The 15686-nt window shown below is 71.7% G+C and carries 8 protein-coding genes, 2 pseudogenes and 2 CRISPR repeat arrays; of the genes and pseudogenes, 4 read left to right on the top strand and 6 right to left on the bottom strand.

Annotated elements, in window-relative coordinates; genetic code table 11:
• Nucleotides 1–12: 12 nt before the first annotated feature.
• From DDJ31_RS30885 to DDJ31_RS30875, 3 genes are all read right to left on the bottom strand, one after another.
• Nucleotides 13–771 carry a hypothetical protein gene (locus DDJ31_RS30885; RefSeq protein ID WP_127177112.1) on the bottom strand — a complete coding sequence of 253 codons (759 nt, stop codon included), beginning with the start codon at nucleotides 769–771 and terminating at the stop codon, nucleotides 13–15.
• A 103-nt stretch (nucleotides 772–874) separates the two neighbouring features.
• Nucleotides 875–2110 (bottom strand): 4-hydroxybenzoate 3-monooxygenase, encoded by a 1236-nt coding sequence (locus DDJ31_RS30880; RefSeq protein ID WP_240678012.1) that lies wholly within the window; start codon nucleotides 2108–2110, stop codon nucleotides 875–877.
• A gap of 211 nt (nucleotides 2111–2321) precedes the next feature.
• Complete coding sequence (locus tag DDJ31_RS30875; RefSeq protein WP_127177113.1) at nucleotides 2322–3815, bottom strand: endo-1,4-beta-xylanase; 1494 nt, start codon at nucleotides 3813–3815, stop codon at nucleotides 2322–2324.
• A gap of 628 nt (nucleotides 3816–4443) precedes the next feature.
• On the opposite strand from DDJ31_RS30875, the pseudogene DDJ31_RS40110 reads away from it, so the two are divergent.
• A pseudogene (locus DDJ31_RS40110) lies at nucleotides 4444–4644 on the top strand (hypothetical protein); the annotation flags it as partial.
• Nucleotides 4645–4713: 69 nt separating this feature from the next.
• Here the strand turns inward: DDJ31_RS40110 and DDJ31_RS30870 are convergent.
• Both DDJ31_RS30870 and DDJ31_RS30865 read right to left on the bottom strand, forming a co-directional pair.
• Nucleotides 4714–7130, bottom strand: a pseudogene (locus DDJ31_RS30870) (penicillin acylase family protein).
• A gap of 431 nt (nucleotides 7131–7561) precedes the next feature.
• Nucleotides 7562–8776, bottom strand: a complete 1215-nt coding sequence (locus DDJ31_RS30865; protein ID WP_127177114.1) for an amidohydrolase family protein — start codon at nucleotides 8774–8776, stop codon at nucleotides 7562–7564.
• A 106-nt stretch (nucleotides 8777–8882) separates the two neighbouring features.
• On the opposite strand from DDJ31_RS30865, the gene DDJ31_RS30860 reads away from it, so the two are divergent.
• The 3 genes from DDJ31_RS30860 to DDJ31_RS30850 all read left to right on the top strand — a co-directional run bounded on the left by DDJ31_RS30860 (nucleotide 8883) and on the right by DDJ31_RS30850 (nucleotide 13470).
• Complete coding sequence (locus DDJ31_RS30860) at nucleotides 8883–9386, top strand: MarR family winged helix-turn-helix transcriptional regulator (RefSeq protein ID WP_127177115.1); 504 nt, start codon at nucleotides 8883–8885, stop codon at nucleotides 9384–9386.
• Nucleotides 9387–9972: 586 nt separating this feature from the next.
• On the top strand, nucleotides 9973–10797 hold the full coding sequence (locus DDJ31_RS30855; RefSeq protein WP_127177116.1) for an ETX/MTX2 family pore-forming toxin: 825 nt from the start codon (nucleotides 9973–9975) through the stop codon (nucleotides 10795–10797).
• 457 nt (nucleotides 10798–11254) lie between these two features.
• Nucleotides 11255–11586: a CRISPR direct-repeat array (repeat unit 28 nt; unit sequence GTCGGCCCCGCGCGAGCGGGGGTGTTCC).
• A gap of 534 nt (nucleotides 11587–12120) precedes the next feature.
• On the top strand, nucleotides 12121–13470 hold the full coding sequence (locus DDJ31_RS30850) for an FG-GAP repeat domain-containing protein (RefSeq protein ID WP_127177117.1): 1350 nt from the start codon (nucleotides 12121–12123) through the stop codon (nucleotides 13468–13470).
• Between the two features lie 484 nt (nucleotides 13471–13954).
• Nucleotides 13955–14592: direct repeats of the CRISPR family, unit length 28 nt; unit sequence GTCGGCCCCGCGCGAGCGGGGGTGTTCC.
• A 429-nt stretch (nucleotides 14593–15021) separates the two neighbouring features.
• On the opposite strand, the gene DDJ31_RS30845 is transcribed toward DDJ31_RS30850, so the two are convergent.
• Nucleotides 15022–15684: an HAD family hydrolase gene (locus DDJ31_RS30845; protein WP_127177118.1), complete on the bottom strand. Its 663-nt coding sequence runs from the start codon at nucleotides 15682–15684 to the stop codon at nucleotides 15022–15024.
• Nucleotides 15685–15686 lie beyond the last annotated feature (2 nt).

The following is a 15686-nucleotide window of genomic DNA, read 5'->3' as shown; positions in this document are numbered from 1 at the left end:
GGAAGTGGTCGGTCAGAGCGTGCCCGGTGACCCGTACAGGCGGGCGGACCGCTGGTCCCGGCGCCGTCGGCCGTCGCGTCGGCGCAGCACGGCGAGGACCAGGGGCACCAGCGCGCCCCAGACCGCGAGCAGCACGATCCATCCCCTCTCCTCGTGCCCCGCGCCGCCCGAGGCGAGGGCGCCCGCGGCGCCGGCCGGGATCACGGCGAGGGCCGTCCACAGCGCGCGGGTGCCGAAGAACCGGAAGCCGCGGGGTGCTCCGCGCTCGGCGATCTCGCGGGTGCGCGCCAGCAGCGTCGTACCGACGTAGAGCAGGTAGCAGGCCAACACCAGGAGTACGGCGGCCAGTCCGGTCCGCCATTCGGGATCGGTCTCGGGGGTGTCCGTGGAGTGCTGGGTCACACCGTCGCGGTGGATGGCGGTGGCGTGGTCGCGCCAGAGGGTGACGGTGATCCCGTCGCCCGGCCTCAGCAGCCTCAGCAGCGGCTCGTCACCGGCGAGTCGGACCAACTCCGGTACGCCCGGCGTGTGTTCGAGCCGCACCGCGTACCTCGCGCTCCTGCCGCCGGTCCGTTCCGTGGCGCGGACGGTGGCGGTGCGGGTGGTGAGGCAGTCGGACCGCGCCTTCCCGTCCTGGCACGCCTCGGCCGTGCGGTAGGCCCGCACGGTGTCGACCGCCTCGGCCACCGCCGTCGCCGAGGCGACCGCTCCCAGCGCCGTCAGCAGTGCGCCGACGAGCGCTGCCGTCCCCCACAGTCTCAGCCACCCCATCCGCCCAGCCTACGAGGTCGGACGGCCGGGGCCGGCGGCCACGTGGCGGAACTCCGGTCGGCGTCCGCGCCGTTCCCGCGTCGGTCCGGCCGCGACGCGGATGTCAGGCGGGCCCGGTCTCCGCGCGGGCCGGGTCGAGGCCCGTCATGAGTTCCGCGAAGGCGTGCCGGGCCCCGGGGGAGGTGACGAGGCGGTCGAGGCGGGCGCGGGCCAGCCGGCGCAGGAAGGGGCCCGAGTCGGTGTCGCCGCCCGCCTCATGGACCGTGCGGGTCAGCCAGTGGGAGAACTCCTGGTCGCTCCAGACGCGTCGCAGGCAGCGCCGGGAGTAGTCGCGCAACGCGGTGTCGTCGCCACCGCGCACGGCGTCCCGGACGGCGCGGACGAAGAGGTCGGCGTCGTGCAGGGCGAGGTTCATGCCCTTGCCGCCCATCGGGGACAGGATGTGGGCCGCGTCGCCGACGAGGAACAACTGCCCGTGCCGCATGGGTTCGTGGACGAGGCCGCGCAGCCGGAAGGTCTCACGGTCGGTGATCGGTCCCGGGACGAGAGCGGGGTCGGCGAGCCGGGTGCGCAGGGCGTCCCAGACCCGGTCGTCGGGCCACGCTCCCGGGTCGTCGTCCGGCGGGCACTGGAGGTAGTAGCGGCTGCTGCGCGGCCCGCGCGGGAAGTGCGCGGCGAAGCCCTCGGGACTGACGGCGAGGAGGGGGTGGGCGGGCGGCGGCGCGTCGGCGAGGACGGTGAGCCAGCCGATGCCGTGGTCGAAGGTGTGGACGGTGGCCACGCCCTCGGGGACGGCGGTGCGGGTGACGCCGTGTTCGCCGTCGCAGCCGGCGACGAAGTCGCAGCTGATCGAGTGCCGGGTGCCGTCCGCGGCGCGGTAGCGGACGGTCGGGCGGTCGCCGGTCAGGTCGTGCAGGGAGACGTCGGCGGCCTCGTAGCGCAGGTCACCGCCGTCGGCGAGATGCGCGGCGGTGAGGTTCTCGACCAGGACCTGCTGGGGGCAGAGCCGCGCCCCTGAGCCCGCCGAGCCGTCACGGTCGTCGACGAAGCGGCTCTCGCCGTCGATCCGGAACTCCAGTAGGCCGTCGTGCGGTGGGCCGCCCCGGACGACGTCGGCCAGCCCCCACGACTCGAACATCCGGACGGCGCGGGTCTCGACGATGCCGGCTCGCTGCCGCCGCGCCACGTGGGCGCGGCTGCCGCGTTCCAGGACGACGCAGTCGACGCCGCATCGGCGCAGCAGGTTGGCGACGGTCAGCCCGGCAGGTCCCGCCCCGATCACCACGACGGTGGTGGACTCGGTCTCCGTCCCGCCCAACGCGTTGTGCGCTTCGGCCACTTGGCACCTCCGGTGTCAGGCTAGCCGAGCGGGACGGAGCCCGTGGGGACACGGCGGGCGGCCATGTGCCGTGCCCCGCCGGGGTCAACCTCCGGCGGGGCACGAAACAGGTCAGCGGCGGGAGTCACCGGCCGCTGGGCCGGCCGGTGCGGACGTCGCCGGCCTCGGACGGGTTGTTCGCGCGGGGTCCGGCGCGGGGCTCACGGTGCGGTCATCCCGTTCGGGCCGGCTGGGCGACGGAGCTGCTGCCGCTCCAGGTCCACTTCTGGTTGCTGCCGCCCGAGCAGGTGTACATCTGGAGCTTGGTGCCGTTGGCGGTGCCGACGTTGACGGCGTCCAGGCACAGTCCGGACTGGACGCCGCGGATGGTGCCGTCGGAGTTGAAGGTCCACTTCTGGTTGCTGCCGCCCGAGCAGCCGTATATCTGCGCCTTGACGCCGTTGCCGGTGCCGCCTGCGTCCAGGCACTTGCTGCCCAGGACCTTCAACTCGCCCGCGGAGGTGTAGGTCCACTGCTGGTTGGTCTGGCCCGAGCAGTCCCACAGCTGAAGTTGGGTGCCGTCGGTCGTGGTGGAGTTGGGGTCGTCCACGCAGCGTCCGGAGCCGACGCCCTTGATCTCGCCGGTGCCGCCGCCGGTCGGCGGTGTGGTGGGCGGGTCGGTGGGCGGTGTGGTCGGCCCGGCGGCGTTCAGCGCGTTGAGGACGCTGGTGTAGGCCGCCTTGGCGTTGCCGTTGCCGTCGAAGAGGAGCGGGTTGTCACCGGAGCGCCAGGAGTCGCTGTCGCGGATGCCCCAGACGGTGATGCCGGTGCAACGGGCCACGTTCAGGCAGGCGTTGACCGTGCCGGCGTACGCGCTCGACGAGGCCTGGGCGATGTCGACCTCGGTGAGCTGGACGTCGACGCCGAGCGCGGCGAAGTTGGACAGGGTGGTCTGGAGGCTGACCGGTGCCCCGCCGGAGCCGAAGTGGCTCTGGAAGCCGACGCAGTCGATGGGGACACCGCGGGCCTTGAAGTCCTTGACCATGCTGTAGACGCCCTGCGTCTTGGCGTCCGACCAGTTCTCGATGTTGTAGTCGTTGTAACAGAGCTTGACGTTCGCGTCGACCGAGCGGGCGGTACGGAACGCGTGCTCGATGAAGCCGTTGCCCAGCTTGTCCTGGAAGGGTGAACTGCGGTGCTGGGTACTGCCGTCGGCGAACGCCTCGTTGACCACGTCCCAGGCGTAGATCTTGCCCTTGAAGTGGTTCATGACCTGGGTGATGTGGTTGTCCATGGCCGTCTGAAGATCCGTCGCCGACAGCGCCGAGACCCAGTTGGGCAGTTGCGAGTGCCAGACGAGTGTGTGCCCGCGCATCCGCTGGCCGTGGGCCTGGGCGTGGCTGACGATCTGATCGGCGGAGCCGAAGTTGAACGACCCGCGTGACGGCTCGGTCGCGTCCCACTTCATCTCGTTCTCCGGGGTGATCATGTTGAACTCCCGGTCGAGAATGCCCGCGTAGGTGCCGTTGCTGAGCTTGCCCGCGGCCACCGCGGTGCCGAAGTAGCGGCCCGACTGCGCGGCCGCGGCACCCAGTGAACTCGCCGCGGCGGCGTGCGGCGCCGTCGCCGCGACACCGACGACGGTCAACGCGGCGGTCACCGCCACTCCGGTGGCCGCCGCCACCGCCCTGCTACGAGCGCCTCGGTGCCTGGTGAGCCATGACATGGGGGGTCCTTTCGAGTGGGGGGCACGCACATGGATTCTCAGGACGCACTTCACATCCGTGCCGCCGCCGAAACACGGGAGGAATTCGGCGCGACGGAAAAGCGGCAAGCCGCCGGAAACGTGAATGGCTACGTGTTGTTCAGCGTCGACGCACCCCTCCCCCACCGCCTTTCGCATGCGAATTGAGGCGCGCGACAGCGCCTCTCGTGTCACTGGATCTGCACGGCTCCAAGGGTTGCCCGACCCCTGAATACTTCCGGAGAGGGAGCGAAAGTTTCGAACTCTCCTCTACACTTCGCGGCACCATAGAGCGCCCGCTGAGGCCCGTCAATACATCGCGCACGGGCGTGATGTGGCCACTGGTGACGGATACCGGCCGCAAGTTTCGTGCGGTCTCCGAATCTTTCGATGTGCACGCCGTCCGCTCAGGACGATCGGACCGTCGGACCGGGCAGGTGATCCCTCCAGCGAGAGAGACCCCCCTCCGGGAAGCGGGAGAGACCTCCCTCCGGGAAACCGACGAGATCCTGACCTGTCGCGCCCATGTGAAAAGCGCTTGGAGGAAAAGCAGCCAAGTCGCCGCGGTCACGTTCGGGATATTGCGAGCGTCGCGGCTGGTATCTAGCCTGTGGGAGCGCTCACCTGCCCGGTCGGATATCGGGCACTCCCCCAGCAACCGCGAGCACCCCTCCCTGGAGGCTCCTTCTCATGTCGTCACGTCGTCGATCTCGGGCCGGCGGTGCCGCCGGGAGGGGATCAGCGGCAGGCGGAGACCATCGACGTGGTCCAGCAGTCCGACGGCAGCATCCGCGAGGCGGACGCGACCGCCGTCACCGGCTGCTCGCGCCACGGCAAGGGCGCGTTCGTGGCCGGTGTCTCCGCGGCGGTGGACGGCCGTTCACAGGTGGTGCACCCCGTGCACCTTCACCGTCCGCAGGGACGGCGAGGCGAGGATGTCCCGTTCGCAGAACCGGAAGGTCACCCACTGTCCGGCCGGCAGGAGTGCCGTCTGGTCGCTGGAGTGCGGGGAGCGCGGGTTCGACGACTGCGAGTAGGTCAGCAGGGTTCGGGCCTCGGGGCAGCCGCTGCCGTTCCAGCCCACCGCCTGGAGGTGGCTCGAGCCGAACGACACGTCCGTGTAGGCGCCTGCCGTCGGGTCCCAGTCCGCCTCGATGGTGTTCCAGACACCCAGGTCATGGGTTCCTCCCGGCACCGGGATGCGCCGTCCGTCGCGGGTGACGTACTGGCGCTCGCCCAACTCGGCGCCCAAGTCGGCCCCGGTTGACCGCAGTTCGGCGACGGCGTCGGCCAGGGCGCGGGAGAAGCCGGGGGCGGCCGTGTTCAGGGTGCGCGGGGTGTGGACCGGGTCGGCGGGCGAGAAGGGCACGGTCCACAGGTCGTCCGCGGGCACCGTGGTGAGCAGCCGCCGCCAGAAGCGGTCGAAGAGGAGCGCTCCGCGGCTGCCCGAGTTCATGGTGCGGTCCCAGCGGGCCAGGACCCGGCAGGCCTCGCGGACGTCGACCGTCCTGCCCTCGCCGCTCACCGCGGCGCCACCCGGCAGCGCGGCGCAGGCGCGGGCCGTGTCGGCGGCGGCGAGATCCCCCGCGGGCACCCGGTCGGCGAACTGCTGCCGCTGGAGGTCGGCGACGGTGAGTCCGCCCCTGCGGGCCAGCGCGGAGACGTCCTCGATCGCCCCGCGGGCGCGCAGCGAGCGCGGGGTGCCGGTCGGGCCGAAGATCCAGGGGTGGCCGGTGAGCGGGCGGTCGGCGTTGGTCAGCCAGGCGCTGTCGTTGGAGTTCTCCACGTACGGGGCGTCTTCGAGCACCGGGAGGGCCGCGGGTCCGAAGACGCCCGGCTGGAGCGCGTCGGGGTCCGCGCCCAGGGCGCAGCCGCCGCGGGCGCCGTCCAGGACGGCAAGCCCCTCCGCGGGATAGGTGGTCTTCCCCAAGGGGGTCGAGCAGCGCCTGACCAGGTCGTCGGTGACGCGGGGCAGTACCTGGGACTGGCTGAAGACGGTGTGGCCGCGCGCGTCGGCGGCGAGGGTGTTGGCCCATCCGATGCCCTGGGTGCGGTTGAGGGCCGCCAGGACGCCGTGCGCGCTGCGGGACTTGGCGAGGCCGAGTGCGGTGTCGGAGCCCCGGAGGTTGGCCGCGCCCGGGTCGTTAAGGGCGTACGCGGTGCTCCGGGCCCAGGGGAGCGTCAGGGCGCCGAGGGAGGTGAGGACCGGTCCGTAACGGGTCGACCACTGGGTACGGGTGACCGAACGGCCCTGCCCCACACGTACGGTGACGGTTCGTCGGGTCATGCGTTCGCGTCTGCCGTCCACGAGGTAGGTGGTCGGGTCGGCCGGGTCCAGGGTCAGTCGGTACAGATTCCTTGCGGTGCCTGTGGCCGAGGTGTGGCTCCAGGCGACGTCGCGGTTGTATCCGATGGATACGGTCGTGGAGCCGAGCAACGAGCCTCCCGCCACTCGTCGAGTTGACCCGGAATCGTCTGCTGGGACTGCCAGAACCGAAGCGCCCCGCGCCAGGGGAAGTGCGGGTTGCCGAGCAGCAGTCCGCGCCCGTCGGCCGTCGTCGAGCCGTGGAAGGCAACGGCGTTGGACGCCCTGCCGACGACGCTCCCCGTGCCGGTCCCGGTGCGGGCGACGCCGTCCCGAGCGGGCTGCTCCGCCGCGACGGGGGCGGTGCCGGTCACGAAGCGTCCGGCGCCGTCGGCGGACGTGGTACCCGGCGGCTGGGCGGCGGTGATGCCGTCGATGGCGAGGGCCTGGCCTCCGATCACCCCGACGGAGAAGTCGAGGGCGGCGACGTCCACGGCGGTCACCGGGCCGACCCAGTCGGCTCGTTCGCACGCGGGATCGGTGATCCGCCGCTCGCGCAGCCAGGTGTTGTACCCGGCGGCCCAGCCGCGTCTGAGGTCGGCGGAGTCGCGGCTCGGGCCGGCGGGTGGCGGAGCCGCCATCAGCCGCTCGACGGTCCCGGAGTCCCGTACGCCCCGGTAGTACAGGTCGCTGGCGAGGTTGGTGGAGGCCGCGGACCCGCGCGGGTCGGGCACCGCGCGCGCTCCGAAGTGGCGGGAGCGCTCACCGCGCACGGTGACGAACGCTTCGGCGAGGTCGCACACCGCGTCCTGGGCCTGGGCCCAGCCGGTCCCGAAGCCGAGACTCGCGTAGTCGTCGGCGACGATGTGCGGGATGCCGTACTCGGTGTACCGGATGACGGCGGTCAGACCGTCACCGGCGGCCGGCCGGCCGCGCGAGTCCGCGCCCAGTGGCTGCGGCGGCACGGCGGCCGAGACGGCGAGCAGCAACACGGCCGAGGCGAGGGCCCACCGTCTCGTCCGGACGGCGACGGCGGCGACGGCGGTAGCGGCAGCGACGACGGCAGGGGCGCCGGAGGCAGAGCCAGGGGCAGGGGCGGGGGCGGGGGCAGAGGCAGAGGCGGTCAAGGTTCCTCCCGGGCCGACGGTGGTCGACGACAGCGCGTCCGTAGCGTCCACAGCGCTGGCGACCACATGCCTACCGGCCGTCGACGCGTGTCAACGCGCCGCGCCGACCGGGAGCGGGAGTGGGAGGCCGCGGACCAGTCGGCGGGCGGGATGCCGTGGCACCGGTGAGGGGCCGGCTCCCGGCGCAGCCGGGGTGCCCGGACCGCGCGACCGGACCGCGCGCCCGGACCCGGGAGATGGCGCCGGAATACGGCACCGGGTGGTGAACCGCCTTCCCCGGCAGCGGAGTTCCGCGATCAGGCCGCCAGGCGGGTGCCGCGGCGCCAGACGGCGCGGGTGTTGAGGGTGTCGCCGATGTCGCTGGTCGGGTCGCCGTCGACCAGCAGGAGGTCGGCGCGGAGCCCCTCGGCGATCCGCCCCCGGTCGCTGAGGCGGAAGCAGCGGGCCGTGGTGGCGGTGGCCGCGCGCAGGGCCCGTGCGGGCGTGAGGCCGGCGGCCACCAGGTACTGCAACTCGTGGTGGAGGCTCGCTCCGTGGGCCAGGCCGCCGAAGAACGTCTCGGCCATGGAGACGTCGGTGCCGGCCAGTACGTCGACGCCGGCGGCGTCCAGGGCGCGGACGGTGTCGTACACGTCGTCGAGCTTGCCCTGCGGGTAGCGGTTGTAGCTGGAGCGCAGGGTCCGCTCCCACGGGCCGTCGAGGCGGGAGGCGACCCGAGGGTCGTCGGCGAGGTCGCTGCCGGTGATCCCCATCATCGAGGCGTTGAGGGTGACGCAGGGGATGACGAACATCCCCGCGTCCTTGATGATGTCGATGATCTCGGCGGTGTGCGGCCGGTCCATGAAGACGTGGGTGAGGCCGTCGATGCCGGCTTCGGCGGCCGTCCTGGTGGCCTCCACGGTCAGCGCGTGGGCCACGGTGAGGGCGCCGTACTTCTTGGCCTCGGCCACGCCTGCGGTCACGGTGGCCTGGTCGAGCGAGGGCAGCCCGGGGTGCCCCTCCACACTGCCGTCGTCGATCATGAATTTGATGAAGTCGGAGCCGCGGGCGAGGAGTTGGGGCACGAAGGCGGCCGCTTCCTCGGGGGTGGTGGAGAACGGCATGAGGGGCATCACCGGGGGGAGGTCCCACTTCGGCCGGAAGCCTTCGGGCATCAGCTCGCTCGGGTGGCCCCCGGGCGGGGTGATGGCGAAGCCGGAGGACCGGACGTCGGCCACGGTGTCGTCCTCGGTGATGGCCCCCCGGTTCTCCCGGGTGTTCATGCCCTGCATCTCCAGCTCGGTCGTCACGCCGAACCGCAGGGCGAGCGCCAGGGAACCCGGGGCGGAGTGGACATGGGCGTCGATGAGTCCGGGCAGCAGTGTGGCGCCGCTGCCGTCGACGACCTCGCTGCCGTGCGGGACGTCGCCGCCGACGCGGGCGATCCTCCCGCCGTCGATGACCACGGTCCGCACGCCGACCGCCTTCTCTCCGTCGAAGATCTGCGCGCCGGTGATCGCGGTGAGCGTCATGGCGTCTGCCCCTTTCCTCACCCGTCAACATCTGAATTTACATACCTGATGCTATGCACTTACTCAAAGGTATGCAAATGTGCGGACCGGACCTAGACTCGACGACATGAGCAGCGCGTCTTCCTCCGAGCGGCCGTCCGAGCGGTCGCCCGAGCGGCCCTCCACGCGATCCTCCGACGACCAGGCGTTGGACCAGATCGGGCCGGCGCTGTCACGGCTGCGCCGACGCGCCCCGGCGTCGAGCAAGGACCTCTCCCACAACCTCGTGCTGAACGTGATCACCGACGCGCCGGGCGAGACGACGGTCGGTGGCCTGGCCGCCGAGATGGGTGTCGCGCAGCCGGTCGCCAGCAGGACCGTGGCCGCGTGCATCGAGGCCGGGCTGCTGCGCCGGGCGGCGTCCCAGTCCGACGGACGCCGTACCGTGCTCGAACTCACCGAGCACGGCGAGGCCGAACGCGACCGCTTCGCCGCCGAACAGCGAAAGGCGTTCCTGGAGATCACCGTTGCCTGGCCACCGGAGGAACGGCTCCAGTTCGCACGCCTGTTGGCCCGATACGGCGCCGACGCGACGGCCTGGTACAGGGAACGGGCCGCGCGCCGCGACTGAGCGGGGACGCTCGGCGGTACCGGCGGACGACGGGCCGGACACCGGGGGGACGACGGGCCGGCTACCGGGGACGACAGACCCGGAACCGGGGGACGGCCGGTTGGGGAGCAGCGTTCGAGTGCTCGTTCCGTGTGCGCGGTGACGTGATGACGGCGGTCACGGAGACGGAGAGGGAGACCGAGGCGAAGGCGGCGGCGGTCGCGCGGCTCTCGTCACGTACGCAGGGGCGACGAGTCCGGTGAGGGTGGTCCTGGACGGCACGGGACCGCTGGCGGGTTCGTCGGGGCGGCGCGATGGACGGTTGGACGGCGGTCGAGGCGTTGCCTTACGGGGGGTGGCGGGCTGCCGAGCCAGGAAGGCGACGAGGAGAAGACCGGGACAGGAAGCGGCGAGAAGTGTCGTTTCTGCGAGGAATATCGTTTCTTCGGAGATTACCGGCCGCCCGTACGGGTGATGCGGCGTCCTGATCCTGGCCGCGGGACGGGGGTCCGGATTAAACCCGTAAGAGACTGCGGTTGCTCTCCTGACCAGTGGCCGCGCCCCGACGAACGCCTGTGGGTGGCGTCCGCGAGCTGGGAGGACCACGATGACCAACTACCTGGAACGCATCTACCGTGACGTCTTCGTCGCACTGCGGTCGCCAGATCCCGACCAGTTGGCGCTGCGCGCGCTCCAGGCGTCCCGGGCGGAGCTTCTCGGCGACGCGACGCTGGGGCCCACCACGGTGCGGCCGTCGGGAGAGAGCCAGCGGATGTACGAGCAGGACTACGTCAACGACACGTCGGTGGAACAGTCGCAGACGTTCAACTACCACCAGGAGAGGCAGCGTTCGGTGACCGTGACCAGGGTCAGGACACTGGAGGCGTGCCAGGAGTTGGCCGTGCAGGTCGACTTGTCGGGCTTCGGCTCCTTCAGCGGCAAGGTCGGCTTCAGGGAAGGCGCCAGCACCACCGCGTCCGAGACCGTGAACGCGCTTGAGGACTGGGGAGTCGACAACGCTGTCAGGATCCCGCCGCACAAGAAGGTGACGGCGGTGCTGTACGTCGACGAGGGTGAACTGATCGTCGACTACGAGGCGCAGGCCCACCTATGGCTCCAAACCGGCCCGGAAACCTACGAGATCGGCGCCCTCGTCAGCCACCTGGACCTGAGCACGGCCAGGAAGAGGGCACAGTACGGCTTCGACGTCGGTGAGGCGAGCGCCGTGGACTCACCCCGCTACCGGCTCGACGGCGACCGACTCGTCGGCCGGGCCAGCGGCACGCTGTCCGCGAGAGCCGGCGCCAGAGTGAGAACCGTCTCGACCGAGCATGACGGCTCGGAGCAACACGAGTTGCAGAACGACGTCGACCTCCCAAGGGCGTTGAAGGTCCGCAGGGCTGTACACGCACTGGCGGCGGCACTCGCGTAGGGCTGCGGGGGGGGGAGGGAGGTGAGGGTGGTCGGGGGGAGCGTGTAGGGCGGGCTGGTGTGGATGGTGGGGGTGTGGGGTGGGGTGTGGGGTGTGGGCTGGTCGGGGCGCTGTTGTCTGGGGGGCGGGGCCTCTATGTCGTTGGGGCGGGTGGGTGAGGGGTGCTCGGCGAGTGCAACGGCTGCTGGCCGTAAGGGGAGTTGCACGTTGGACGGGGCTCCCGACCGTTTCAGACGCCTCTAGTCAGAGTGCGGTAGCGGCGTTGGCCCGGAGGGGATGGGCAGGACTTTCTCTGCCGTCTCCTGTGGGCGACTGCGCGAGTGTCGGTAGCGTTGGCGTCATGCCTCGGGACGAGTTGCACTCTTGCCGGTTCACAACAGCATCCCGAGGTTGCGAAGCTGCGTTGCTTCTGAACGAAAACTTGCCTTACTTGCGCTAACACCACAGGTCAGCGAGTGTCGGCCCCGCGCGAGCGGGGGTGTTCCGCTTGAGGGCGTCACCCCGCCGAACGGCGTGGAGTCGGCCCCGCGCGAGCGGGGGTGTTCCGCCCTTCTCGACCATGATCATGCGGTCGGGGTTGTCGGCCCCGCGCGAGCGGGGGTGTTCCGACCACGCCCGCCGAGGCTGCCCCGACCGCCGCGTCGGCCCCGCGCGAGCGGGGGTGTTCCTGGCGTGGCGACGCTCGCACCGAGCTGGGGCACGTTGGCCCCGCGCGAGCGGGGGTGTTCCCGTCGGATCGACGGACCCTGATCGCTGGGGCTGTCGGCCTCGCGCGAGCGGGGGTGTTCCGTACGTGGGCCCGGTGGCCCACGGCATGGGCGTGTCGGCCCCGGCGCGGGCGGGGGTGTTCCCGCGAGCGCCTCGTTCAACGTGGACTGGCCGTAGTCGGCCCCGCGCGGGCGGGGGTATCTCGCCGCTGCGCCCACTCCCTGCGGGCGGGAGCGTCGCTGGTCGGAAGGGCTGGTCCCCTCATACGCGGGGGTGATCCCAGCGCCGCCTCAGCGGGCGCCCCGGCGTTTGCCTGGTTCCGGGCCACACCCGCAGCCCAGAAGCCTCCCCGCTCAAGGTGGGCGTCGCTTCCGGAGGGTCGCCGCAGCCGGTCAGACGGCGGGCGCGCCCTGCTCCCAGTGCGCCGCCGCCCACTCTTCGTACGGCTCCGCCGACGAGCCCCTCCAAGTCACGGGCACCGTCAGGGTGGCCGGGTTCTGCCGCGAGTGGCCGATCGTCACCTGGAATGGGGTAGCGCGACCGTCATGCATCACCCCCGTAACGAAATGATCCACTTCCTTGTGCGGGCCGTGTCCACGCCCGTGGAGTGGGCTGATGCAGTTTCCGACAGCAGGCGGTCCGTTCTTCCGCCGCGTGCGCATGTGGCACGCCGTGGCGGCCTCCCTCGTAGTGGTGGCGGTGGTCGCGTTCCTCGTCCTTCGGCCGTCCGACGGCGCGCGGGCGGTGCCCAACAGCCCTTGCCGGGCTTTCGATTCCGCGCGCGAGGCCGCGCCCGCGACGCCCGACCTCGACGGGGACGGCTTCGCCGACCTGGTGCACGAGATGTCCGAGACGGAAGACTTCGACCTGTTCGTCGCGCCCGGCTCCGCGCACGGTCCTGACCCCGACCGCACGACCGTCTTCGCCCACGACGACCTCGGTGTGCCGGACGACGTCCAGACGGGCGACGACCTGTTCCAGCCCACGGTCGCCGACCTGGATGAGGACGGCCACACCGACCTCGTCGTAAGCGGCGCCGCCCAGATCCTGTGGGGAGGCCCGGCGGGCCCGCGCGTCGGCGGAGCGCACGGGCGGGTGCCACTGCCGGGCAGCGGCTACCACACCGCGCCGGTCGCCGGTGACTTCGACGGGGACGGCCACACCGACCTCGCCGTGTTCAGGGCCTCGAACGAGACTCAGGAACTGGTCGTCCTCAAAGGACCGTTCAAGCGTTCCGGTGCCCCGGCCAGCACCGTGGAGATCCCAAGCCCGGTCCACGAGGGCGCGACACCCGTACTGGTCTCCGGGGCCGCGAACGACGACCGCGCCACCGATCTCGCGCTCTACGACTCGCCGTGGGATCCGCCCCTGCTGTTCACCTGCGGCGCCCGCACCGCCAGCGGCCTGAGCAAGGAACCCGAACGGCTGCCGGAGGGCGAGAACGTCGTCTTCGGGGACTTCGACGGCGACGGGCGCCAGGACATCGCCATCGGCCGGAGCTTCGTCGACAGCGACGACGAGGTCGACACACCCCACCGGCGCGGCCAGGTCAGCGTCCGCTACGGGAAGGAGCCGGGGAAGTGGGTCACCCTGGACGGCGGCGACTACGAGGAGGGCTTCGGCACCAGCCTCGCCGTCGGGGACTTCAACGGCGACGGCTGCGACGACCTGGCCGTACAGCTCACCAGGAAGAAAGAGGCGGGGGACGCGCGCATCGAGGTGCTGCGGGGCGGCTCCGAGTACGGGCTCGGATCGAAACCCTGGCGCTCCACCGAGCGGTACGTGCCGGGTGAAGGCGGTTCCGAGGGTGGCATGCTCTTCGCCGTCCACGACTGGGACGGCGACGGCCGCGCGGAACTGGCCCTCTTCAGTGAGGACAACTGGCGGATCACCGACGGCACTGGCCACGACGAGACTTCCTTCCCGGTCACTCCCAGCGCCGGCCCCAAGGATCAAGGTTCGTAGCGCACGCGTGCGTGCTGTTCCGGGCACGTGGTCCCGGGCCCCGCAATGGGTGCAGCTCAGCCGCTCGACGATCACGACCTCGCGGGAAGAAGACGTGAACCTGGGAGGACTACGCCCCGCAACCTCGGAGGTCCACAGGCCCAGACCGTGCCGCATTCCTCGGTGCCGACAACCACCTCGTCGCCGGTACGCCCGGCTGACCGCCCGTTCGGCAACTGGACCCGCCAGGAGTTGGACGTCGACGAGACCCTGCCCATCGCGGACCCCTCCAGCCAGGGCGCAGTGGTGTCTGTGACCGAGAGGCGGCAGGCAGGCCATCCCCGCCGTCTCCTATGGCTGGCTGAGGGAGAGTCGGTAACGTTGGCGCAGCACCTCGGGACGAGTTGCACTCTGCCAATCCCCAACAGCACTCCGAGGTTGCGAACCCACGTTGCACCTAAACGAAAACCTGCCCCACCCGAACTAACACCCCAGCTCAGCAAGCGTCGGCCCCGCGCGAGCGGGGGTGTTCCGCAGGAGTCCGGTGAGCACAACGCGCTCGCCGAGTCGGCCCCGCGCGAGCGGGGGTGTTCCCTCCGGCACCGGCGGCACCCGGCTCGGGTTCATGTCGGCCCCGCGCGAGCGGGGGTGTTCCCTCCTCGACAGCCGCGGCGTCGGATGCACCAGCGTCGGCCCCGCGCGAGCGGGGGTGTTCCGGCGTCCGACGATCGCGCCCGCCAGACCACGGTGTCGGCCCCGCGCGAGCGGGGGTGTTCCGCTGGCCAGCCGCCTGGCACGTGAGGACGAGTAGTCGGCCCCGCGCGAGCGGGGGTGTTCCGGACAGCACGGACCGTCTTGGCCGAGAAGCCGGGTCGACCCCGCGCGAGCGGGGGTGTTCCCGCGGGCTGAGGAGGCACTCTTGGCGATCCCCGGTCGGCCTTGCGCGAGCGGGGGTGTTCCGCCGCGCGGCCTGCACAACATCGCCGACCAGCCGTCGGCCTCGCGCGAGCGGGGGTGTTCCGGTGATCATGCCGTCGTCGCCGCGCTGCGGGTCGTCGGCCCCGCGCGAGCGGGGGTGTTCCCCGGGCTGTGCAGCTCCTCGACCCCGACTCACTGTCGGCCCCGCGCGAGCGGGGGTGTTCCGACGGGCATCGGCCCCGTACTGGGCATCACCACGTCGGCCCCGCGCGAGCGGGGTACCCCAGTCCAGGTCCGCCGCATGGGCAACGGGTCGTCGGAAGGCGTTCGTCGGCCGCATGCCTCGCCGCCGGCTCACCGTAGTGAGTGCGGTCGGACCGGGCCAGAAACGGGAGGCACCCGGCGAAGTGGGGCCCGGCCAAAGTTCTGGTGTGCCTGCCGTCCCACGCGGATCAGCGTTAAGGCGATCCCCGAACTGACTGCAGGTCAGGCAGCGTCGGGCGCGCCCGGGGAGGTGCTCCACATCCGCTTCTGCTCGCCTGGCCGCAAGTACGAGACCGCGCCCTGCGACACGCGTCTACTCAGTCGATCCGGCTCAGCCCAGAGTGCCCACCACAGCCCAGCTCCCTCCGCCGGAAGGGCGGGGCCGTTTCGTCACGTCGTGATCGCGGCGAGTGCACGGCTCGTGTCTGACAGGTCATCGAGTACCACGTCAGCCGCTCGCAGGTCGGCGGCCGGAGTGCGGCCGGTGGCGACGGCGATCACGCGTACCCCGGTAGCTCGGCCGCCCGCGACGTCGGCCGGGGTGTCGCCCAGGAACACGGCAGTCTCCGGGCTGACGCCCGCGTTCCCGAGAGCCGTGCGCAGCAGCTCGGCGCGGTCCTCCCCATCTTCCGCGTAGGCGCCAACCTCGCGGCGCAGGTGCCTGTCCAGCCCGAAGACGGTCAGTTTCACCTCGGCCGCAGCGCGGATGTTCCCTGTCACCACCGACTGCCGTACACCCTGCGCGTCGAGCGCCGCGAGTACCGCCGCAGCTCCCGGCAGAGCATGCCCGCGCTCGCGCAGCTCGGTCGCCCGCCGGACATGCGCCGTCCCTAGTTCCTCCGCGAAGGCGGTGAACAGGTCGTCCGTATAGGGGATGCCGTGCAGTCTCGCGGTCTCCCGCAGGATCACGCGCTCCGTCGACCCTGTCACTGCGGCCTGTTCACGCAGCTCTACGCCGCTCACCTGGGTGAATGCCTGCGCCCAGAGTTCACGCCCGAGGCCACCCGTGTTCATGAGGGTGTGGTCGATGTCCCACAGGACCAGCTCCGGCACCG

Origin of the sequence: Streptomyces griseoviridis (assembly GCF_005222485.1) — a bacterium.
Lineage (GTDB): Bacteria > Actinomycetota > Actinomycetes > Streptomycetales > Streptomycetaceae > Streptomyces > Streptomyces hintoniae.
This window is presented reverse-complemented; position numbering and strand designations above follow the sequence as displayed.